The sequence below is a fragment of the Bradyrhizobium sp. OAE829 genome (assembly GCF_040546575.1).
Lineage (GTDB): Bacteria > Pseudomonadota > Alphaproteobacteria > Rhizobiales > Xanthobacteraceae > Bradyrhizobium.
Genome location: NZ_JBEPOE010000001.1, coordinates 1,127,606 through 1,148,767, shown reverse-complemented (window position 1 = coordinate 1,148,767; position 21,162 = coordinate 1,127,606). Strand labels below are relative to the sequence as shown.

General features: G+C 59.0%; 23 protein-coding genes and 2 pseudogenes. 21 read left to right on the top strand and 4 right to left on the bottom strand.

Features of this window, described 5'->3' with window-relative positions; translation table 11 throughout:
- Positions 1–43: 43 nt before the first annotated feature.
- The 12 genes and pseudogenes from ABIE49_RS05665 (at position 44) to ABIE49_RS05605 (ending at position 7,803) form a co-directional block, all read left to right on the top strand.
- Positions 44–193 carry a DUF5989 family protein gene (locus ABIE49_RS05665; RefSeq protein ID WP_192733958.1) on the top strand — a complete coding sequence of 50 codons (150 nt, stop codon included), beginning with the start codon at positions 44–46 and terminating at the stop codon, positions 191–193.
- 171 nt (positions 194–364) lie between these two features.
- Positions 365–975, top strand: a pseudogene (locus ABIE49_RS05660) (ATP-dependent DNA ligase).
- Between the two features lie 79 nt (positions 976–1,054).
- Positions 1,055–1,297 (top strand): hypothetical protein, encoded by a 243-nt coding sequence (locus tag ABIE49_RS05655; RefSeq protein WP_192733957.1) that lies wholly within the window; start codon positions 1,055–1,057, stop codon positions 1,295–1,297.
- A 122-nt stretch (positions 1,298–1,419) separates the two neighbouring features.
- Positions 1,420–1,857 carry a hypothetical protein gene (locus ABIE49_RS05650; protein ID WP_192733956.1) on the top strand — a complete coding sequence of 146 codons (438 nt, stop codon included), beginning with the start codon at positions 1,420–1,422 and terminating at the stop codon, positions 1,855–1,857.
- A gap of 49 nt (positions 1,858–1,906) precedes the next feature.
- Positions 1,907–2,152 (top strand): hypothetical protein, encoded by a 246-nt coding sequence (locus ABIE49_RS05645; protein WP_192733955.1) that lies wholly within the window; start codon positions 1,907–1,909, stop codon positions 2,150–2,152.
- Entirely contained in the window at positions 2,139–2,288 is a 150-nt protein-coding gene (locus ABIE49_RS05640; protein WP_192733954.1) for a hypothetical protein, read from the top strand. The genes ABIE49_RS05645 and ABIE49_RS05640 overlap by 14 nt, the downstream gene beginning before the upstream one ends.
- A gap of 25 nt (positions 2,289–2,313) precedes the next feature.
- Positions 2,314–2,484, top strand: a complete 171-nt coding sequence (locus ABIE49_RS05635; RefSeq protein ID WP_192733953.1) for a hypothetical protein — start codon at positions 2,314–2,316, stop codon at positions 2,482–2,484.
- A gap of 97 nt (positions 2,485–2,581) precedes the next feature.
- On the top strand, positions 2,582–2,707 hold the full coding sequence (locus ABIE49_RS05630) for a hypothetical protein (RefSeq protein WP_354066610.1): 126 nt from the start codon (positions 2,582–2,584) through the stop codon (positions 2,705–2,707).
- 1,052 nt (positions 2,708–3,759) lie between these two features.
- The gene (locus ABIE49_RS05625) at positions 3,760–4,011 is read left to right on the top strand and encodes a hypothetical protein (RefSeq protein WP_192733952.1); all 252 of its coding nucleotides are present in this window, start codon (positions 3,760–3,762) and stop codon (positions 4,009–4,011) included.
- 450 nt (positions 4,012–4,461) lie between these two features.
- Positions 4,462–5,079: an ATP-dependent DNA ligase gene (locus ABIE49_RS05620; protein ID WP_502915984.1), complete on the top strand. Its 618-nt coding sequence runs from the start codon at positions 4,462–4,464 to the stop codon at positions 5,077–5,079.
- Between the two features lie 1,086 nt (positions 5,080–6,165).
- A complete protein-coding gene (locus ABIE49_RS05615; protein ID WP_192733950.1) occupies positions 6,166–6,492 on the top strand; it encodes a DUF1330 domain-containing protein in 327 nt (108 codons plus the stop codon).
- 1,068 nt (positions 6,493–7,560) lie between these two features.
- A complete protein-coding gene (locus ABIE49_RS05605; RefSeq protein WP_354066609.1) occupies positions 7,561–7,803 on the top strand; it encodes a hypothetical protein in 243 nt (80 codons plus the stop codon).
- Between the two features lie 986 nt (positions 7,804–8,789).
- Here ABIE49_RS05605 and ABIE49_RS05600 read toward each other — a convergent pair.
- The gene (locus ABIE49_RS05600; protein ID WP_192733948.1) at positions 8,790–9,185 is read right to left on the bottom strand and encodes a hypothetical protein; all 396 of its coding nucleotides are present in this window, start codon (positions 9,183–9,185) and stop codon (positions 8,790–8,792) included.
- A gap of 1,331 nt (positions 9,186–10,516) precedes the next feature.
- On the opposite strand from ABIE49_RS05600, the gene ABIE49_RS40010 reads away from it, so the two are divergent.
- Complete coding sequence (locus ABIE49_RS40010; protein WP_409411257.1) at positions 10,517–10,747, top strand: DUF6894 family protein; 231 nt, start codon at positions 10,517–10,519, stop codon at positions 10,745–10,747.
- Positions 10,748–11,803: 1,056 nt separating this feature from the next.
- Here ABIE49_RS40010 and ku read toward each other — a convergent pair.
- The 3 genes and pseudogenes from ku to ABIE49_RS05580 all read right to left on the bottom strand — a co-directional run.
- Positions 11,804–12,181, bottom strand: a pseudogene (gene ku, locus ABIE49_RS05590) (non-homologous end joining protein Ku); the annotation flags it as partial.
- Between the two features lie 68 nt (positions 12,182–12,249).
- On the bottom strand, positions 12,250–12,522 hold the full coding sequence (locus ABIE49_RS05585; RefSeq protein ID WP_192733947.1) for a hypothetical protein: 273 nt from the start codon (positions 12,520–12,522) through the stop codon (positions 12,250–12,252).
- Between the two features lie 322 nt (positions 12,523–12,844).
- Positions 12,845–13,402 carry a hypothetical protein gene (locus tag ABIE49_RS05580; RefSeq protein WP_354066607.1) on the bottom strand — a complete coding sequence of 186 codons (558 nt, stop codon included), beginning with the start codon at positions 13,400–13,402 and terminating at the stop codon, positions 12,845–12,847.
- 240 nt (positions 13,403–13,642) lie between these two features.
- Here ABIE49_RS05580 and ABIE49_RS05575 point away from each other — a divergent pair, with 240 nt between their 5' ends.
- The 8 genes from ABIE49_RS05575 (at position 13,643) to ABIE49_RS05540 (ending at position 21,061) form a co-directional block, all read left to right on the top strand.
- The gene (locus ABIE49_RS05575) at positions 13,643–15,412 is read left to right on the top strand and encodes an AI-2E family transporter (RefSeq protein ID WP_192733946.1); all 1,770 of its coding nucleotides are present in this window, start codon (positions 13,643–13,645) and stop codon (positions 15,410–15,412) included.
- 37 nt (positions 15,413–15,449) lie between these two features.
- Positions 15,450–16,619 (top strand): hypothetical protein, encoded by a 1,170-nt coding sequence (locus ABIE49_RS05570; RefSeq protein ID WP_192733945.1) that lies wholly within the window; start codon positions 15,450–15,452, stop codon positions 16,617–16,619.
- 100 nt (positions 16,620–16,719) lie between these two features.
- Positions 16,720–17,235 (top strand): YtxH domain-containing protein, encoded by a 516-nt coding sequence (locus ABIE49_RS05565; protein ID WP_354066606.1) that lies wholly within the window; start codon positions 16,720–16,722, stop codon positions 17,233–17,235.
- Positions 17,219–17,611: a phage holin family protein gene (locus tag ABIE49_RS05560; RefSeq protein ID WP_192733943.1), complete on the top strand. Its 393-nt coding sequence runs from the start codon at positions 17,219–17,221 to the stop codon at positions 17,609–17,611. The genes ABIE49_RS05565 and ABIE49_RS05560 overlap by 17 nt, the downstream gene beginning before the upstream one ends.
- On the top strand, positions 17,608–18,285 hold the full coding sequence (locus ABIE49_RS05555) for a hypothetical protein (RefSeq protein ID WP_192733942.1): 678 nt from the start codon (positions 17,608–17,610) through the stop codon (positions 18,283–18,285). The genes ABIE49_RS05560 and ABIE49_RS05555 overlap by 4 nt, the downstream gene beginning before the upstream one ends.
- Before the next feature lie 154 nt (positions 18,286–18,439).
- Positions 18,440–19,336 carry a YihY/virulence factor BrkB family protein gene (locus ABIE49_RS05550; RefSeq protein ID WP_192733941.1) on the top strand — a complete coding sequence of 299 codons (897 nt, stop codon included), beginning with the start codon at positions 18,440–18,442 and terminating at the stop codon, positions 19,334–19,336.
- Positions 19,337–19,421: 85 nt separating this feature from the next.
- Positions 19,422–20,183, top strand: coding sequence for a histidine phosphatase family protein (locus ABIE49_RS05545; protein ID WP_192733940.1), 762 nt, complete (start codon positions 19,422–19,424; stop codon positions 20,181–20,183).
- Positions 20,180–21,061 carry an NAD(P)H-hydrate dehydratase gene (locus ABIE49_RS05540; protein WP_192733939.1) on the top strand — a complete coding sequence of 294 codons (882 nt, stop codon included), beginning with the start codon at positions 20,180–20,182 and terminating at the stop codon, positions 21,059–21,061. The genes ABIE49_RS05545 and ABIE49_RS05540 overlap by 4 nt, the downstream gene beginning before the upstream one ends.
- The last annotated feature ends 101 nt before the right edge of the window (positions 21,062–21,162 follow it).

The following is a 21,162-nucleotide window of genomic DNA, read 5'->3' as shown; positions in this document are numbered from 1 at the left end:
ATAAGGAAGGGCCGCTCACTAAGGCTCACCCACGGATTAAAACATGCGGTTCGTTGCTGAACTTTGGCAGTTCATGCGATTCCGGAAGAAGTTCTGGCTGCTACCGATCCTGATCATGATGGTCGTGCTCGGCGGACTTGTGGTGCTCACCAAGGGCACAGCGGTCGCGCCGTTTATCTACACCCTCTTCTAGCTAGTGAAGCGGCATTTCTTAGAGTGGGCCAACTGCGGCTGAGAAAAAGCCCCGCCGGTTAGGGCGGGGGCCAGTTGCGGAAAGGTAATATTGCTAGCCCGCGTGAGGGCCGCCGACAATTAACAGGCCAGGCGGCATGTCGATTCGCATTTCCAGCATGCCTGCCTATTTATCCCGCATGCGTACATCAGCATTCGAACCCTGCATCCCGACCCGCGCCACCAAAGTCCCACCTCCAAAAATTGGCTTCATGAGATCAAGCACGACGGTTACCGGCTGATCGTTCATCGCGAGGGCAAGCGCGTGCGCCTGTTCACTCGCAACGGCTTTGATTGGAGCGATCGATATCCGCTGATCACCGAGGCCGCGCTGCGCACCGCTCAACCTCGTTTGTGATCGATGGTGAGGCCGTGTTGCTGGGTGTTGACGGGATCTCCGACTTCGACGGCCTGCACAGCCGAAAGCACAATGAGGAAGTGCAGTTCTACGCCTTTGATATGCTGGTGGCCGACCGGGACGATATCCGGAAGCTGCCGCTCACCATGAGGACGACCAATCTCGCCCGGCTGCTGGCGCGGCGCGTCGATGGCATCTTTATCTCTGACTTTGAGCGCGGGGAGATCGGGCCTGAGCTATTCCGGCATGCCTGCCTGATGGGCTTGGAGGGCTTGGTATCCAAGCTAGACGATCGACCTTACCGCCCCGGCCGCTCGCCCAATTGGGTGAAGATCAAGAACCCGGCGTCACCTGCCATGCTGCGGGCCAAGGATGCGTTCTCCTGATGGGCTGGACGAACCACCTGCACGTCTGCGCATAGCCGCGCTGGAGGAACCGCCAGCCCAAAGGCGAAAGGATAGGGGTGTGCTTCATTTGGCCGCGCATGTCACCCAACCAGATTTGAACCATTCGCCTCGGCATTTGTCTGACTCTGCGGAGGCAACACAAATGATGCCGGACCAACTAGCCCGCCAAGAGCAAATTGCCCGCCGTTTGGAGCAAGCCAAACGCTTGGTGAAAGGCGCGAACGACGCCAGGACCATAGAGCGCATCGGGAAGATGATTGGTGACCTAGAGCATGAGCAAGCGGAAGAAAAAGAGAAGTAAACGGCCGTCTTGGCCTCTCTCATTCTGACCGATGCTACACCGCAAGCTTGTAGCTTCCCGCCGTTCCGAACCACAAGGGATTGATAATTTGCGGAAGGCGTCTCGCCGCGCTTCAATGGGCCATGCCTGTTCTCACCCGCGGCCCTCACCCTGAACGCTCCGACACTTGGCACGTCTACTACGGTGATGTTCAGGTCGGCACCATCGCGATCCAGTCAGGTCTGCCGGTCAAGGCCAAGCAATGGCGGTGGGACTGCGGTTTCTATCCGCTATCACACCGTGGCCGGTCCCGGTACGGCTATGCGTCAAGCTTCGACGAAGCACGAGCCGCCTTCGAGGTGGCGTGGAAAGACTATCTGAAACGATGCACCGAAGCCGACTTCGTGGAGTACCGGCGTCAGCGCGCCTTCACGGCATGGAAGTACGCCATGCACGAGGCCGGTCTGCCGCTGCCGACGCAATCAACCAGTGGACAGGCGCGCTGTTTCTGTGGCGCCACAATCAATACAGCGGTAACCCAGCAACACGTTCACACCGCGCACATGATGGATTCGCAATAGGCAAGAAATCTCCGGGTTCTTCCTTGGAACCACGATAGAGGCGGAAAACATGAACCGGCTCAGGAAATACGTCGAATGGATGAGCCGAGGCCGGCGGACAGACCGGATTGCCTACGTCATGAAGGAGTGGGATTTGCCCCAACCGTTGCCTGGCGCGGAATGGCAGCCCGACGCAAAGTTTAGCCCCGCTGACGAACTTCTAACCAATCCGAACTTGAAGGCGGTTTTCAAAGAGGCGCTGGAAAAAGGCTGGGCATTGTATTCAGCCCCAGGGTCTGACGATGAAAGACGCTGACACCAAGCTGCTGGAGATCGCCAATACGGTCGAGCCCGTCCAGGATGGTCGCATCCACATCGAGAAAATCACAGGACTTGCCCCACCAGCCAACCGCCGGCTGGTCGATCTGGGGCCGAAGGCGAAGGGGAAATGAAAATCAACAGCAAAACGAGGGCACAATGATTTCACTTTTGATTGGGATTTTGATCATCGTGGTCGTCGGCGCGATCTGCTTTTGGGCGATTGAAAAGTTCGCGCCCGACGCCAAGATTGCGAATCTACTCAAGTTGCTCGTTGTACTCGTTTGTCTCGGCGCAATTGTGCAGCGATTGTTGGTGCTGACCTATTAGCCAGTCCCCGCGCGGCTTGTAGAGCTGGGGCTGAAGGCGAAGCCCAGGTCCTGATTTTTGTTTAAAGAATCCATCCCGTTTCTAGAGGGAGGCGCGCATGAGGGCGATCGGCGTCGCGGCAATATTGGTTTCCTTCCTCGCGATGGTTTACATCGTTTTCGATTATTACCAGCGCCAGAACCAGATCGACCAGATGCTGGGAATAACAGCGGACAGGCGGTGACGCGCCAAGCCCTCACGGGCGGCTTTCGCGCGCCTTATTGGGCTAGGACAAGGACACAACCATCACAATGAGCGCCAGTCCGGCGAGAGCCAGCGAGACATATCCAGCGATGTCGATCCAATCTCGGTCCTGGGGCATGCTCGGAATGCTGATCGCACAAACTCCCGCATTCCTTGACCCAGATCAATCAAGGCGCTTCTCCCGAAATGATCTGAAGCGATTTGCCCCTCACGGGCGGTTTCGCACGCCTTATCCCTTGCTCGTCCGCTCGCTACGGATACGTTCTCTTGATGTGGATCACCCAGCTAAATCTTAGGTGGGCCAGTTCTCAAGAGTCCGCCGGCTCCTGGATCGACGCACAAAATTCTCGCGTTCGTCCTGATTGCGGCTTCTGAGCGAGATCTTCAGTTTATGGGCCTTGAAGGCAATACCGCCCACCGTTCGGTTCATAATCTCCGCAATTTTCGGAATAGGGTGTCGCTGCGCTAGTTGCTTAAGGTCACGGACATCTTCATCAGTCCAACGCTTACCCATCGACTTGCTCCAGCACAAATACGAACTCCTAAAGTCGGGAAAAAACGGAAAGTTCCTATTCCGTTGGGAACGGCTCCGGGCGTGTCGAATTGGCCCTGATGGCACGGCGACAATAGTTAACGCAACTTGGTTGGATCGTTCCGGGCTACTTTGGAGTACCCCCGCGGCCTTTTCGTAAACAAGCCGTCCGTTTGGAACGCTGGTCCGGGACAGGAGTTTGAAATTTCCATTGTACGCGGTGTTTTTTATCGTGGAGTCGAATTGTGAGTCAGGTGCAAGAATTTAATAGACTGGTCGTCGGCGCTCGCTTCAAGATGAGTGAACTCGGAGCCACTCGATTGCGATCGCTGGCAGGCACGACATGGATCGTCGTCGAGGTTTCCCATCGAAATACGGGCGTCACCGTGTTGTTCGATGGTGCCAAAAGCCCAACTTGCCTGCACAGGGATTTTATCACCCCAATCTAGCGGTAACGCATCGGCCGGCTTGTTGAGACTCGGCCTTAATAGCAAAAGTAAATGACCCAGGATACTCCAGTACTCGCCGCCAACATGAGCCAACGCGCGGTGATGCAGCATCTCAGTTTGACTGAATGGAAGGTGGTGGCTCACCTCCCTGTGCCGGCTGGCCCTGGTATGCTCGATCGGATACGGGGCCATGGTTGGATAGAACTGCGCGGAATGAAACCGCGAACCGAGATCCGTTTGACCGAGTTGGGACTGGCAGCAATGCGCGCCCCTGTTGTACTGAAGGCGAAGCCCAAACCCTGATCAGCATGAAACGATACTTGGCCTTCATACTGACGTTCGAGGGTGGTGTCGTTAGTTCGATCGAGTTTTACTGCGCCGATGAAGCCGAGGCGATAGAACGTGCCAAGGCTCTTGTTGCAGACGGGCCGGTCGAACTTTGGGATGGGCCGCGTCGGATAGGTCGCTTTAACCTATCGCACTAGCTCCGAACGTGTCCGCGGTCATAGCGCTGCCCGTGAAAAGCAACGGCCCCAGCCTAAGGGGGACCATGCTGGGGCCGTCGATTGTAACACGCCCGGGCGGCAGGCGCGTTGAACCCACGCTAATCCTGCAAGGGCGCAACGCAAATTAATTCGATTCCGCGACGCAAAGGAAATTGGTGCTTGTGTTACTTTGTGCACCAAACGTGAGCCAACTTTTTTCCTAGATCAGACTCACCGCGTTCGGTTTGCGGACTATCTGTTCGTCATCATGGTAATGCGCACTCGAAAGGAAGCCACCCGGCGCCCGTCTGGGTTTATTGAACCTTGCCGGCCTACAAAGGCGATCCGGCCACCGTCCGGCCCTGAGTGGGTCCACGAGATAAAGCACGACGGCTTCCGCCTTCTGGTGCGCCGCGAAGGCCCGCGGGTGCGTTGTTTCACGTGGGGCGGCCCGGCCATCGTTGAGGCCGCCAAGCGGCTCCGGCCGCAATCCTTCCTGATCGACGGCGAGGCGGTCATCTGCCGGCCTGACGGCGTTTCGGACTTTGACGCTCTCCGGGTCGGGCGGCGCGCCCACGAGGTGACGCTTGCGGCCTTCGATCTGATCGAGCTGCAAGCCGACGATTTGCGGAAAGAACCACTATTCAACCGAAAGCAGCGCCTAGCGCGACTCCTGAGCGGTGGCCCGGACGCGATCGTCTACAACGAACACATTACGCATGACGGCCCCACCGTGTTCGAGCACGCCTGCCGGCTCGGCCTGGAGGGCATCGTTTCCAAGCGACTGGACGCGCCGTACCGCAGTGGCGCCGCCAAGTCATGGCTCAAGTCAAAGAACCCCCTCAGCGAGGCCGTGAGGCGGGAGACCCAGGAGGATTGGAGCTAGATCATGGCCGCGCGGCTGGTCATCTAAAGAAGGGCAAAAATTGCGAGCCAAGCACTCATCAATATGACAGGTCGCTATAGCGGTATAAGGCAGGGCGATACGCACTCGATCCTCCCCCGAAGAATACGAATCAGTACCACGGTTCGCCGCACCTGAGAACACCTCGGCTTAACACGGACAACGCGCAGCGCCTTCCCGCAAGCCGAACACGTCGGCATTGGCAGCGCGACCGCCCACCCTTAGGCCCTTTGCCCGGTTGGCATGCCGGCATCGCGATTGAGCGCGGGCAGATAGCTGCGGCGGCCCTTCTACTTGAACCTCGTCTTGATCGCCTGCCAGAACGATAGGCCTTCCCGGTGTTGATGCTCAACGGTAGGCGCCGGCTGAGTGGCGCGGACCGGGCCGGAAGTTGGAGGTGTCTCGGTCAAACCTGCCTCCAATCGCGCATGCATCTCCAGGTCGAGCGCCTCGGCTTCCCGTCGATCACCCTTTCCAACCGGAGTGAGAGTTGCTTTCTGAGCCATGCTCACCTCCCTCGTCCCCTGACTGAAGCCAACGGGTCCAGATTGGGCTCGTTCCATGGCGCGAAAAAAGAAGCTTCCGTTCCGCTTCCCGATGCATCCACTTGTATTTCACGTTGTACTGACGGCATTCCCCCAGCCACGACGCCCTGTGGCTCTCCGCCCTCCCGATCCCCAAGATGTTGAAAATTTGCGTTAGCGCCCTGGGGGCGTTTCGATGAACGATGCCTTGGCGTCGAAAACCAGACTCAGGACTCTGCTATTGGTCAGACGGTACGCCCACGACTGCGAAGGCGGCCGGCTTCAAGTCCATCCTCGTCTATTGCGTTGGCCCCCCTTATGGCGATCCCCGCCCGCGATGCTGGCACAATGCCGCGGTGCCGCTCGATCGGCTGCCGGACTGGGATTGGTACCATATCTGCGCCCATCTCAAATGCACGAAATGCGGTAGCGTGGGCTGGGGTGGACCCGCAGTCGGCCGAACTGGGGCGAAGTGATAAACTATGAGAAGGGTGTAAGCTGAGAAACTGGGCTAGAAGCAAAGACTTCGGTGAAGGGAACGGCAATGGCCAAAGGCTACTGGGTGGTGTTCGCAGACGTTACCGATCCCGAAGGCTACAAGGAATATGTCGCAGACAACGGTCCGGCACTCGCCAAATACGGGGCGCGCTTTCTCGCGCGGGGTGGCCAGGTCGAACCAAAAGAGGGACAGCCAAAATCGCGCGTGGTCGTCGTTGAATTTCCGAGCTATCGCGCTGCGCTCGATTGCTATCACTCGCCCGAGTATTCCGCCGCAATGAAGCTGCGGCAGGGACGATCTATCTGGGATATGGCGATCACGGAGGGGTACGAAGGGCCTCAGCCGCACCACAGCGACCTCGGTGGGGGGTAGGCCGTACACGCCAGCGCCGTGCCGCTGTGTGAATCGTTGGTCCGAAGACGTCGCTCATGAGCTGCGCCGGCGCTGCGATCTGGAGATGCGTGACATTTCATTGCCGTTGCAAGACTTCACCGACCGATATGAGGGCCGCTATCAAGACGTCCAGCTGCCACTACCAATGCGGTTGGCTTGATGCTTACGGACCGGCAAATGGCTGTTTTGCGGGATCTTGGACCAGCCTCTTCATTCAGCGAGGAAAAGAAAGGCGCGGTCTTGCATCTACTCACAAGCGGATACATCGAAAGAGACGGTGATCTGTTCAAGCTCACCGCAATGGGTTTACAGGCGTTGCTTGATCAACGGCGTGCATAATTTGTAAGTCCTGTCCGACAGTAAGTACAAAAGGGTACACAACCGCTCGCGGTTAAAAGTTGTATAAGTTTGGAACTGGCATTTTGCTCTGCAGTTGTACGGTCGAAAACTGTTGAGCAGCGCCGATGTCCCGACCAGTCCCGTACACTGACGTAATAATCGATCCGATGAATGGCCCCCAGGTCGAGCACTGGGCCAAGGACCTGCAGGTTCAAACCTACGAGCTCCGGGCAGCAATTAAGTTGATCGGGCCACGCTTAAGCCACCTGCGGCGGTACTACGGAAGGTCTGCGGACATCATTGTCCTTTCGGATAGGCGGGCCCAGTCACGCCAGACGGCGGCAACATGGTCTGCATTTTCCCCTGTTTGAGAACTAAGGAAGACGGGTCGCAGCCGAGTTACCCTCGTTTGTAGCGTCCTTCCATCACCGCTCGGCTCTAGGCTTTCATCGGTGACAGAGAGACGCCACAGCGCACCCGCCCTTTAGGAGCGCGAGCATGTCACCCGATGAGCCTGCGGGACCGCAAGATAAATCTGATCAGGTTCGGTGTAAGCGTTGCGACGCTGTACCCCGGCTTGTCCATAAGATTCCGAACGTCCGAACCGGCGGCAGCCTTCATGTACAAGTGCCCATAAGCTGCGCTTGTGGAACGAACACACGGTGGGACAGTTAGCAGCTGCGGCATCCCGCCGGCGAGGTTCAGACGATGCTTATGCTGTTTCCAATGATGGCGCTCATGATGGATGCGGCCCGAGTGATAGAAATACGTCTTCGGATGATGGCGTTCGGGAAGAGCACCCCTGACGAAATTTTTCTAATGGTCGCTGAAAAGATCGATGCCATGGAGCAAGCGAAGACAATCATTATTCGCGGCGGAGATCCGTCGCATGTCATCGATAACTACCAGAAGATTGTCGCGGCGAACGTCGCGCGCCTATCGCGCTCCTAACGCCGGAACTTTCGATCCTCACCGCTTTGCGGTGCGGGGAGTCGCACCACACAGACAAAAGAAAAGCCGGAGGCGCACTGCACTCTCCGGCTTTGACAATTAGTTTTGCGAGGCTTCATTCCTTCTTATGTGGCAGCCCCACCGCCATCGGATGTAGCGCAACATCTTTACACAAGGAAGGCGCATTTCTGCATACGAGACAACCAGCTTCCCACTCAGATGTTCCATCCCGCACCAGCTGTATTGCCGGGCTCGCAGGGTTCTTGATCTTCAAATGGCAAGATGCGGGTCGTTGTTGCTGACGCCGTCTATCGGGCCGTGCCCAGTGATAAAGCCGTATCTCGCTTGCCACAGAATCAGAAATTCCCTCTCATTGAATTCCGCTTCAGCCTTCGACGGGGCAGCCGGTGCGGCTTCCGCCTGCCGTCGTTCGACGGAGGTACATCCGCTCCGCCAAATGGTGCTACCAGCAGCGTCAGAACTTCGGGGATCCGCCCCCATGGACGAGCCCTCCGCAACAGCGCCAGCTCCTGAAGCAACTCTGCCCGCGGCGCAAATCAAGTTTGGCACTCGGAAGATGTGGGCTAGGGGAATCGATGGCGGCACGGTGGCAGAGAAAGGAGCGAGGTTGGTCTATTCACTGAGTCCGGTTGATGGATTGATTATAGCGGTCCTCTACCCGGCCACGTTGGAAGCGTGAAGGAGGATCACATCTTTCTCGAGGCCGGCAATTACAGCGGCATAGACTTATTGGGAAAATTGCGATCGGACCTCAAAGACCTTGGCGCTTACGTTTACGTCTCAAGTTTGAGCACGTGGTCTGCGTCGCTCACCGACCCGATACTGATCACCTCTTCGTCGGTCTTGCTTGCCCGCCAGGAATGCGGCGTCGGGGGGAGTTCGGCCTCGACGTAAGTCTGTGAGCTCGCGGCAAACGAAGAAGGCCCCGCCGAGACGGGGCCTTCAGAAGCATAAAAATCTCTCTCTTACTTCTTTCCTTTCGGCGCGGGCGCGGACGCGATGGGCGCACTGGCGCCTGCGTTGGGCGGAGCGGCGCCTGCTTTGTGCCCGTAATCAGGGCCTGCCATTGGAACCGGTTTCTTGGCTTTTGGATCAACCGTGATGGGCGCACTGGCGCCTGCGTTGGGCGGAGCGGCGCCTGCTTTGTGCCCGTAATCAGGGCCTGCCATTGGAATCGGTTTCTTGGCTTTTGGATCAACCGTGATGGGCGCACTGGCGCCTGCGTTGGGTGGAGTGGCGCCTGATTTGCTGGTGTCTTTTCCTATCAACATCGGCCCGGTCGGCGTCCCGGTCTGAGCCAACGCCAATGACGACCCAAAGGCGAAAAACGAAACTATTGCCGCCGTAACTACTCTCTTCATGTCCGTCTCCCGATTAAAACCCCTAAAACCTGCACAGCACCAATCTGTTCTATGGCGGCGCAGCGGTCAAACTTGATTTCGCGGGACCAACGGTCGCAGCACAATTTCATCGCGACCGACGCCGGACCAGGGCTGACTGCCGGAGGGTTGAGAGGCGCCTCCCTTTGCCGTCGCGTCCGCTTCCGCTGTGCTCGTGCCTCTACCAGCAACATACGTCTCAGAGATCCCCTCGTCAGCTCGAATACCGGCAACGGCTCGGAACCCGGCGCGGAGCTGCGCCCACCCTGCAAACTTCTGGCTCAGCGTTCATGACTGCTTTTCCAACATTAAATTCGGCTTGCGCCGAAACCCTGACGAAGCGTCGTCATTTGTTCATTGTCGCTGGTCCGGTTCCGGACGCCCCTTGGGACGGGCTGCGGCAGGGGGGCCGCCGCTGTCGGCGCTATGGTCTCGGTGGCCCCACCTCTCTTTGCGCAGGTCGGTCATATTGCAATCGATTGACGGTGAACCGTGGCTCGCCTGTGCTGGTACATCTCCGCAGTCACAGACAAAGTGGGTAATCGAAGAACAACGGCACGGTGAGCGGACGTTTTGGCTTGCTTGCCTGTCTACTCACCGGCCGTGTTTTGGCCTTCTTCACGGCAGGCTCGCCGAGCCTAAACTATGACGCGATAAAACATCTTCTGATGGCGACCGCTGTCCCCATACTGCATGATCTTTAAAAGGCGATTTGCGCGTTGCTCTTCCATTCGTTCAAGCTCGGATCGAACACGGGTTGCGCAAGCCGTTCCTGCTCCGCCGCCCCTGAAGCCTCCTCCGCCTCCTCCGAATCTGGCCTCCGCCTCATCCGGCACTAGTGCGAGCGTAGATGCGACAATTGCCACGCCACTGAGGATGGCCAATACTCTTTTCCGCATTGCACTCTTCTTTTGATTAGGACGTTTCCATTCGCCTCCAGGGAAACTCACAAAGCCGCGCGAGCTCAGCAACGTGCTCGGAAAACAGGGTTTCGGTGACCAGCGGCTGCTGCGGTGCTGTCCGATTCAGACTTGGCCATGAACTCCGTGACGGATTCGTCCAAGGTGCCGTCGAGCAGCAGATACGGGCCGGTGCCTTTGGTGCGCCGCTGGTTGTTAAGCGAAGGCCATTTCCTAAGGACAGCCGGAGCGTTAACCGGTCTGTTCACTTGTGAACCCTTCGCGTTATATCTTTGCCTTTTCATGGCGGAACAATTGTCCGGTACCTGACATTACGTCGTGATCACGGGGACCCTCATAGCGGACCCTAACCAAGAGACGCTATAGCGCTCCCGCCGAACCGGAGTGAGCGCCATGATCCGCTACTACTTCGACGTCGTCATAGACGATGATGTAACGGTCGATGAAGAGGGTGAACTCCTTCTTGATATAGGGTCGGCTCGACAAGAGGCTTCCCGAACGTTAGCTGAAATTGCCCGCGACGAGCTAGAGCGGACAATTGCACATCTGGCGATAATAGTCCGAACCGCTAAGGGGCCAGTTTGCGAGGTTATCTTTCAGTGGGACCCGAAATCTCTGCAGTAAAGCGCCCGAACAAACAAACGGCGCGGGGGCGAGGCGAGGCCATCTCTGCGAAAGGCCGTGTTTCATCAGGTGCACGCGCCACGACGACCGTTGCAATAAGACAATGCCCTCGTCGGCAAATGATTTGACCCATTCGATTTCCCCACGGGTTGGGGTTGTTGGTGACGGAGCCTCTGGTGCCGCTGCGCAGCACGAACCGGGCGCCTGCCGTGTTCGGTCGCGTTTGAATCGCCGGGCTTTCACCGCACATTCTCACTGGCATTGGTTTTCCGTTATTTCTGAAAAGGTGCGACATCTGAGGCGACCCCGGAATCGGTAAAAAGGCACCCACCTTCAAGCCATGGAGCCGGCGGCGTTGAGGCGTGTGTCTGGACGACGACGTCGGACAAAACGCTTCGAACAAAAGACTTCGCCGTCATGAGGAACGCTGCCACCGCTCGCTGCGTTGGATTGCGGGGGCCACGGAGAGCCCCATGGACAAGAAGATTCTGGTCCTCGGCCTTTTGGTGGCATTTTGCTTCGCCTTAGCTGCGATAACCCGGGCCATAGTTAACGCTGACACAGCCCAGGATAAATCCGTCCAAGGAGTGCCGCAGGCTGCAGTGCGGGATGGGTTAGACATTCGGCTCATCTCGCAGCGAACATCAGACATGAGGTCAGAGCGTTGACGTTGATTTCGCTTGAGATTGCTTCGGGCCACCGCGAATTGCAATGCCCGGACGAAATGTTTAACCGTCGGACGTGGCTACTGCACTTTTGCGCTTTTGCGGGACCGCAAGAGCCAAAGGCTATTGCCGACAGTCTTCACCGTTCGCTTCAATGCATTTGCGATTGAAACGGTAGTCCGGCCGGCATCCCGCAATTCCAGCAGGAGCCGGTCTTCTTCATCAATCCATGGTCCTTTCTTGACCATCAGCCGGCCTTGCGCTTCGCGGCTGGTTTGGCGTGCGTTTTCTTGGACGGCTTTTCGGCCGGGGCGGGCCCTTGCCACCCTTGATGCTCGCCTTCAGCGCATCCATCAGGCTGAAAAGGTTGCTGGGAGCGACTCGCTTCGCGGTACGCGTCATGCCCGACCTTGCCATCCGGCACAATGTAATAGGGACGAACCAGATAGAGATCGTCGATCTCGTTGCGCGGCACGAACTCGTCGATTTCGATGGTACGGGTGGACTCGAGTGCGATGTTTTCGAGCTCGTCCTTGGTCACTTCAAGGTAGCGATCCTTGTCGACCTGGTAGCCCTTGATGATGTCGCTGCTCTCGACTTCCTCGCCGGTGTCAGCATCGACCTTGAGATAGCGGATGCGGTTGCCGGTCTTCTTGTTGATCTGGTTGAAGCTGATCTTCTCGGATTCGGAGGTAGCGGGAAACAATGCGATCGGGCATGTCACGAGCGACAGCCGCAAAAAGCCCTTCCAATTCGCGCGCGGGGCCATGAACTCAAACTCCACCTATACTGAATAAGGTCAATATAGGCGGGCGACGAGGATGTGGGAGTCCCGGCTTAGCAGTCCGGGCAGGTGTCGCCGATGGACTGCATGACAGCCTCTAATGCTGCAAGGCATGCTTCCGGCGTGGAGCCAGGAAACGGGTTCCGCCAGGCTTCCTCGCGTGCCCGGTTCCAGGCATACGGGTCCGAGCGGTCTTTCCCATGGCCGTGATGCTCGCACTCGGTCACGGCGAGCTGTTCGATCAGCACGCCGAGCGCCCAGCCTTCCAGTGTGCGGTAAGCTGGCCGTCCGGTCGGCGGAGATGTCTTGCGCTGCGGGCTGCTCATCGTCATTCCTCGAATCAAAGGGTGAGCAGCAATATAACACCCGGCTCCTTTCTTCTGAATCCGGCTGGCCTTATGCCCACTGTCCACTGGCGACGAACGCATCGAGGCCGCCTCACGCAATGTGCAAAAGTGAACTTAGCAGATGACGATAATTTAATTGGAACGATTGATCTTGGAGTCCTTTCGCTTATCTCTGGAGTCGGCAGAGGTGCGCCGCCGCAGCCGGCCGGCGGGACCATCTTTCGCCTACCCCAGGGTGGAGCCGCTGTCAGCGGGCGGTATCGCCTGAAATGAAAGGCCCGCCAGAGGCGGGCCTTAGTTTTTATAGATTTCGATAAATATCTCGTTCTCGACGTATCTCGTCAGCCCCATAGGGCCGCGCTGCGGGATCGAACGACTGCCACCCGCTCTTCTGCCAAGCGGCAGTTCGGTTTCGAAGATTGACAGCTGACTCATTTAGAAGGCCATCGAGCCGAGCGCGGTCGGCATCCGCAATCCTGGCGGAAACGAGCGTTCCGCCTCGCCGAACACCTTCAGCATATGCATGCGCGTCTTCGTCGGATATGCCGGCTTCGGTAAGTGCGCCCACAATGCCGCCAGTAGCCGCACCGGCCGCAGCACCGACGGCCGTTGAAGCGAGCCAGCCTGCGGCAACAACCGGTCCGAGACCTGGAATAGCCAGCAGTCCTAGACCAGCGAGAAGGCCCGCTGCTCCGCCCAACCCACCACCGATGCCAGCGCCCCTGCCGGCACTTTCTGCTCGGTCGTCCACGCCATCGGCGTCTCGGTCCTTTTTGTCTCCGCTAAACCAGTTGTCGGAGTTGTTTGCCACGATGCTGATATCGGAATGCGCCACACCAGCGGACTCGAGGCGCGCCACGGCCCGCTCGGCATCAGCGTAGCTGTGCGCTCAAGCCCGCGACCCGAGTAAGTATTTGTGATCTTCGAGCGGCTACCAGAAATCATCAAGCGCTAACGCACCAAGCATGGCTGGGCGTTTCATTTGGAACCTTCCAATAGGATTTCCATTAAGTGGCTACGCGGCGCATTCCCGTGCCGGGTTGGCTCGCGCATTGGTAGATAGAGGTGTTGGTCCCAGCTGGCTTGGCGTTCAAACTTCTTGATCGGCGCAGTTGTCGTCGCCGCCCTCTATTTCACGCGTGAAATCCTCGTCCCGATCGCACTCGCCGTCCTCCTTAGTTTTGTCTTGTCGCCCCTCGTGAGGGCATTCCAGCGCATGAAAGTGTCGCGGTCGATAGCGGTGCTCAGTGCCGTCAGCCTGGCGCTGGCCATCGCCCTCAGTCTTGCGGCGATGGTGATGATCGAGGTCAACCAACTCGCGAGCGACCTGCCGCGCTATCAGTCCACGCTGGGCGAAAAAATCCATAATTTGCGGGACAGGATTGGCAGCGTTGGCGTGCTCAAGAACGCCTCCAGCCTGTTGAAGAACCTGGACAGGGAGCTGACGTCGCCCGGAAGTGGCGATGCCGAAACGGCGAAGCCATCGTTGTCGGACGGCCCAGCAAAAACGCCTATCCCGGTCGAAGTCCATCAGCCGGATCCGGGCGCGTCCGAGGTCCTGATTGCCATGTTGCGACCACTCGCAGCTCCCTTCACCACCACCGGAATCGTGGTGATCTTCCTCCTCTTCTTCCTTTTTCAGCGGGAGGACCTGCGCGATCGGTTCATCCGGTTGCTCGGCAGTGAGGATTTGGAGCGCACCACGGCGGCGCTCGATGACGCAGGGCAACGGTTAGGCAGGCTGTTCCTGACGCAACTCATTCTGAATGCGACTTTCGGCGTCGTGATCGGATTGGGCCTCGCCGTCATCGGCGTCCCGAGTTCGCCGCTCTGGGGACTGCTGGCAATGATCCTTCGGTTCGTGCCCTACATCGGCGCGATCCTTGCCGCCGGCTTGCCAATTGCCTTGGCCGCCGCGGTTGGGAGCGACTGGACCATGACCTTGTGGACAATCGCCTTGTTCGCAGTGGTGGAACCGCTGACGGGCCATGTTGTCGAGCCGCTGGTCTGTGGGCGAAGTGCCGGTCTGTCCCCGGTCGCCGTGGTCGTGGCCGCGTCGTTCTGGACCTGGCTCTGGGGCCCCCTGGGGCTTTTGCTCTCCACGCCGCTCACACTGTGTCTGGTCGTCTTTGCCAGGTACGTCGACCGTCTCCAGTTTATCGACGTCATGCTGGGAGACCAGCCGGCGTTGACGCCGCAGCAGACCGCATACCAGCGCATGCTGACGGGCGATCCGATTGACGCGATCGAACAGGCACGGTCGTTCCTGAAGAAGGGGTCCGCTGTGGCCTATTACGAAGAAATCCTGCTGGGCGCCCTGCGATTGGCTGAGGCCGATGCCGCCCAAGGCCGGCTTGACGACGTCAGGCTCGAGAACATTCACGAGACGGTTTCCGAAATCATCGAAGATATCGCCTCGCACGAGACCGCTGAGGGGAGGGCGAGTGCCGAAGCGCCCGCCAAAGAGGGGAAGATTGTCAACATCGACGCTCGCAAGCTGGGCAAGCCGGTTTTCTGCCTACCCGGACTGGGTCGGCTCGACGATTGCGCCGCGTTGATTGTCGCAGATGCGCTGAAACGTGAAGGGTTCAACGCCCGTGTTTCCGGCGTCGATGCTGAGATTGACGCCGGCAAGGCCGAAACGATCTGCGTTTGCTTTCTGGAGGAGGTATCGGAGGCGAGGTCGTCGTTCACGGTTCGCAAGTTCTCCCGACGGGCAGCTTCGGCCAGGATCATCGTTTGCCGGTTGGGAAATCAGCTCGAAGCGGACAAGGAGCAGCGTAGTGATGACGTAGCGCCGCAGTCGCTCGCCACCGTTATCGCCGCCGTCGCCAAAAGTGCCAGCGTCAAAACGCGTCGGGAACAATAGCTATGTCCCCGAGTTCGGCACAGGAAGGAGTCAAGGTATGCAACAGACAGCCGATCAATCGCTCCGAGAGCTACAGCGCGACACCGAGCAGACACGCGCAGGTCTGACCCAAACGGTAGATCAGCTCAAGGCGAGCGTAACCGATACCGCGAGCGAAATTCGCCAGCGCATCAGTCCCGAAAACATAAAGGCGGAAGTGACGAGCTACGTCCGCTCCAAAGGCGAAAGCATGTTGGAGGACATAACGGCGGCGGCGCGTCGTAATCCGATGCAGGCGGTAGCCGTAGGCGCAAGCCTCGCCTATCCGCTTTTCAGGTTCGCAAGGGCAATTCCGTTGCCCGTGCTGATGGTCGGCGCGGGGATCTTTTTCGCCGGCACAAAGAGCGGACAATCGATCACCCAGAAAGCCTCCGACATGGCCTCCGATCTATCGGACGAACTCGGCCGGCGCAGCGAGGATATGTCGGCGCAGGTTGGAGGGGCCGCCAGTTCGGCAACGGACGCGGTTTCGGATGCCGCGGGGCGCGTTGGCGACATGCTGTCCGGGGGCGCGGACCCGGTCCGCCGTTCCGCAACGTCCTCGACGGCAGCGCTCAGTCTGGCAGACCGGTTAAAGGACTCGGCCGCCGCGGCAGGCGACGCGATCAACACGGGTGTTTCCGATGTGAGAGATCGTGCGTCTGACCTGGCTGGTTCCGCGATGGATTCGTCGCGAGATATTGCCGCTGGCGCAGCCACTGCCGCGCGAAGCGCCGCCTCGTCCGCGGCGAATGCGGGGTTGGAAGCGGCCCGCGATGTTCGCGACAAGGCAGCGGATTATTCCAATCGCGCCGGAAAGACCATGTTGGACACGATCCAGCAGAATCCGCTTCTGGTCGCAGGCGTCGGTCTGCTGGTTGGAGGTCTGATTGCGAGTGCGCTCCCCAAGAGTGAGTTGGAGGAGGATCTCGTGGGCGATGCAGCCACGGCTGCCAGAAGGCGGGCGAGTGAAGCAGCTTCCAAAGGCTTCGACGCTGCCAAGGGCGTAGCGGGCGAAATCCTTGAAAACGTGGCGCGGCAGGCTGGCGCGGAAGGCCTGACCCCGGACAAGTTGGACGAGTCGGCCCGTGAGATCGGGCAACGCGTCAGGCGCGTGGCGGAAAGCGCCGTCACGACGGCGTTCGATCCGGACAAGACGTCCCAATCACACAACGGCGGAGAAAACTGACATGGCTGACCTCATTGGAACTGCACATCAAGTCACGGCGTCTTCCGGCCAGGACTCCGCAAGAGCCAAATTTGACGACGCCGTCGCATCGACCAAGAGTTTGAGCGAGAAGGCCATGTCGGCTGGCCGAGACCTTACCGACAAGGCAAAGGATATTGCTGAAGGTTCGACCGATGCCATCAAGGGCCAAGCCTCCGATCTCGTCGATGCAGCCAAGGATGTGGCATCCCAGGCTACTGACAAGCTCAAGGACGCGGTCAACAGTCAAAAGTCGTCCGGCGCGGAATACGTCGGCAACCTGGCGGAAACAATAAGGCGCGCGGCACGGGAATTCGATACGGATCTGCCGCTCGCGGGCACCTACATCCGGAAGGCGGCCTCCCAGATCGAAGGGGTTTCCGATCACATCCGAAACGGCAACCTGAACGACGTGGTTCGGAGCGCGCAATCCTTTGCGCGCCGGCAACCCACGGCGTTCCTTGGCTTGGCTGTCCTGGCGGGTTTTGGCGCCGTTCGGTTCCTCAGGAGTTCCTCCACGGACGACGGCACGAGCTCGCAGGCCGGCCGCTCCTCCGCAGCAGACAGCAGGGGATATCGCGATGACTTCTCGAACTGATCGCTCGATCCCGGAACTGTTCAGCGATGCGGTCGGTCAGCTTGCAAAGCTGATCGGAAACGAATTCGCGTTGGCTCGCGCCGAGCTGTCCGAAAAGGCCGGACAGGCCGGGAGAGCTGCTGCAATGATGGGTGCTGGGGCAGTCATCATGATTCCCGCGCTTGTCCTGCTGTTGTTTGCCGCGGCGGCTGCCCTCATACAGGGCGGCTTCTCCGAGCCCATCGCATATCTCATCGCCGGGGGCGGCGCAGCGGCCCTGTCGATCGCCCTCATCGTGGTGGGCCTTAATCGCCTGTCGGGCGATGCGCTTGCGCCCACTGTGATGATCCAAGAAGTCGAGCGAGACAAAGCGGCGGCGAGGGAGATGGTTCGATGACCGATATGGCCGGAAAAGGTTCTGATTTCATCAAGGATCTAGGGGACGCTGCTCGTCGCAATCCTGTTTCTGCGGCACTGATCGGCATGGGGGTCGTATGGCTTTTCGCAGGCAAGGCCGGGGTTCGGCCGAACGAACTCCTTGAAAGAACCGGCCTGGATCGCCTGCCGGAGGCGGCAAGGAATGCGATGAGCGCTACACAAGACCGCGTTGCATCTGCTGCCGATGCGCTCCGTGAGACCGGCAGCGACGGTGTTGAAACCGCGACCCGCATGGCCTCGGAATACGCAAAGGCCCTGCCGGATTCTGCCGATGTTCTTCGCAATGTGCGAGGCAATCTGACTGATCTGTTCAAGGCACAGCCCCTGGCATTGGGCGCTCTTGGATTGGCCATCGGCGCCGGCATCGCTGCGGCCCTGCCGAACACCGACATCGAAAAATCATACCTTGGCGAAACCAGCGAGACCCTGAAAAGCAAGGCTGCCGAAATCGCAGGTGAGCAGATCGAGAAGGTGGCGGCGGTTGCGGCGACCGTCGTGGAAACCGCGGCAGATGAAGCGCGCAGGCAGGGCCTCACCATCGATGGCGCAAGGGAGGCGATGGACGACCTTTCAGGCAAGGTCAGCCGCGTGGTCGACGCGGCGGGAAAGAGCGCGTCGCAACGCGCAACATGAAGGGCAAGTGCGATCGACAGCAAAACGAGGAGAGAAAAATGAACGCCAACGAGGCAGAAAGGCGCGGATACGCAAGACCGGGCTCCGACTGATCCTTGCGCCGCCGGCCACTCGCATATCGAGCGGCGGCCCGGGCACGACGACGAGGCAAGCCATGTCCGAGGTGTGGAAGATTCTTAAGGCTGCTGTGCGGGGTTACATCGACAATGAAGCCTTGAGTCGGGGCGCAGCAATTTCCTTTTACGCTGTCACGTCCCTGACTCCTGTCCTCCTGATCGTGGTGGCGGTTGCCGGCGTTGCTTTCGGAAACGACCTGGTGCGGGATAGCCTCATCCGGGAAATGGGCGGCGTTCTTGGGCAGGAAAGCGGCGAACTCGTCAAATCGATGCTCGCCAAGTCGAGCGATCCGAAAACCGGCACGTCCGCGACGATCTTCGGAATCGTCATGCTGCTGGTCACCGCTTCAGGCGTGTTCGGAGAAATGCAATCCGCTTTGAACGCCACATGGAAGGCGAAAGCGCCCGACGAGCCATTTTTCTCGCTGATCAGGAGTCGGGCCACGAGTCTGGGTCTGGTCGGCGCCCTCGGCTTCCTGTTGATGGTTTCGCTTGCCGCCAGCACCGGCCTATCGGGCCTTGCCGACTATCTGGGCAGCAGGAACGTGCTGGCTCCGTTGATCTTATCCGTCATCAACACGCTGGTGTCGGTTGCGCTGTTCACGGCGCTTTTCGCCGCCATTTACAAAGTCTTGCCCGACACCCCTATTGCTTGGCGGGACGTGCGCACCGGTGCGTTTCTGACCGCGCTGATGTTCACGGCGGGAAAAAGTCTAATCGGCTGGTATCTTGGAACGACAGCGACGAGTTCGGGCAACGGCGCGGCAGGCGCCCTAATCGTAATCCTGCTCTGGACCTACTACTCTGCGCAAATATTCCTGTTCGGATCGGAGGTAACCAAAGCGATCGCCGACGCGCGGTCGGATAACAAAAGCCGTGACGCTTCTGAAAGCCGGCTGAGGCCGGCTGGAACGTCAAGGCAACACATTCGTTAGTTCCAAATGCACTGGACGTTGGGAAGAGGCCGGCGGTCGGAATAAACTGCCAAGCTTTCGACCAGTAGTGCAGGCGGGAGAACATTTGAGCAAACGATGGCCATCCAAGCTTTGGGTTGTCCGGCACGGTGAAAGCGCGGGCAACGTCGCTCGCGACGCCGCTCATGCTGCGGGCCGTCCCGACATCGATATTTCCGCCAGGGATGTCGACGTTCCGCTCAGCGCTCTTGGTCATCGGCAATCGAGGGCGCTAGGCCGATGGTTCGCGGCGTTGCCGCCGGATACAAAACCGGAGATCGTGCTGAGTTCACCCTATCTTCGTGCGCAAGCAACGGCAGAGGAAATCGGCAAGGCCTCAGGCTTCGCCCAGGGATTTTCGAGCCTGGTTATCGATGAGCGGCTGCGTGAAAAGGAATTTGGAATACTGGATCGGCTAACCCGACTGGGAATCGAACAGCGTCATCCCGAGCTGGCCGCTTCAAGGCAGCTGGTAGGAAAGTTCTATTACCGCCCACCAGCGGGAGAAAGCTGGTGTGATGTGATTTTGCGACTTCGCAGCGTGCTCGATACGATCAGTTTGCATTATGGTGGCAAACCCGTCCTGATCGTGGCGCATCAGGTGGTCGTGCTGTGCATGCGTTATCTCCTCGAAAATATGGACGAGAAAGAGATCCTGGCGATCGACGCGGAGGGCGACGTCGCCAATTGTGCGGTGACCGAATACGTCTTCGATGAAGAAAAAGACGGCGGGTCCCTCGTATTGACGAAGTACAATTTCGTGGCGCCGCTCGAACGCGAGGGGGCGCCGGTTACGTCCTCGCCCGACGCGAATGTCGCCGCGCGATGAGCGTCACCGAGATTACCCGGGAGTTCCTGCGGGCTCATCCCTTGCCAAAACCCGAAATGGGAGGCGATAAGCAGGCGAGAGGCCGTGTGCTAGTCATTGCCGGCAGCGTGGAAATTCCCGGTGCCGCATTGCTTGCCGGGCTAGGATCGCTCAGGGCTGGCGCAGGAATCCTGCAGATCGCCACTTGCCGTTCGCATGCCGGCCATTTGGGTATGGCCATGCCGGAGGCGCTGGTAATCGGATGTAGGGAAACAAATGCGGGCGGCATCGATCCGGCGAGCGCGGAGCGTTTGATCGAACTCAGTGCAGACTGCGATGCTGTGCTGATCGGCCCAGGCATGACGGACCCAGCAGCGGTTGCGCAGCTTACCCGGACCATATTGCAAAATCTGGATCGTCCGAGTGTGGTGCTTGATGCTTTAGCATTCTCAACGCTCCATTCCGATAAAATGCCGCAAGGCCGTGTCGGCAAAATCGTCGTGACACCGCATTCGGGCGAGATGGCGAAATTTCTCGATGCTAGTCGCGCAGATGTAGAGAAAGACCCATTGAACGCGGCGCGCCGAGCTGCGGCTGCGCTGCCCGCCGTCGTAGCGATGAAAGGTGCCGATACGCACGTCGTTGCCGAAAATGGCGAGGCTTGGCTTTCGCGAAATGGCTGCATCGGTCTGGCCACGTCTGGATCGGGAGACACCCTGGCAGGTATTCTCGTCGGACTGCTTGCCCGAGGTACGGAGGCCGGCCTGGCGACGGCGTGGGCGGTTTACATGCATGGTCAGGCCGGCCGAAATCTGACGAAGAAATACGGCGCGTTCGGGCTGCTGGCGCGCGAAATTCCTGGCGAGATTCCTGCAATCATGCGCGAACTCACCGAATGATATTCGGGGCGGCGATCATGAGAGAGTCGGCAACGGGGGCGGGCAGAGACTCCTGCAGAAACCTTACCTTGACTTCGCAACGTGACTTGCTTGCTTTCCCC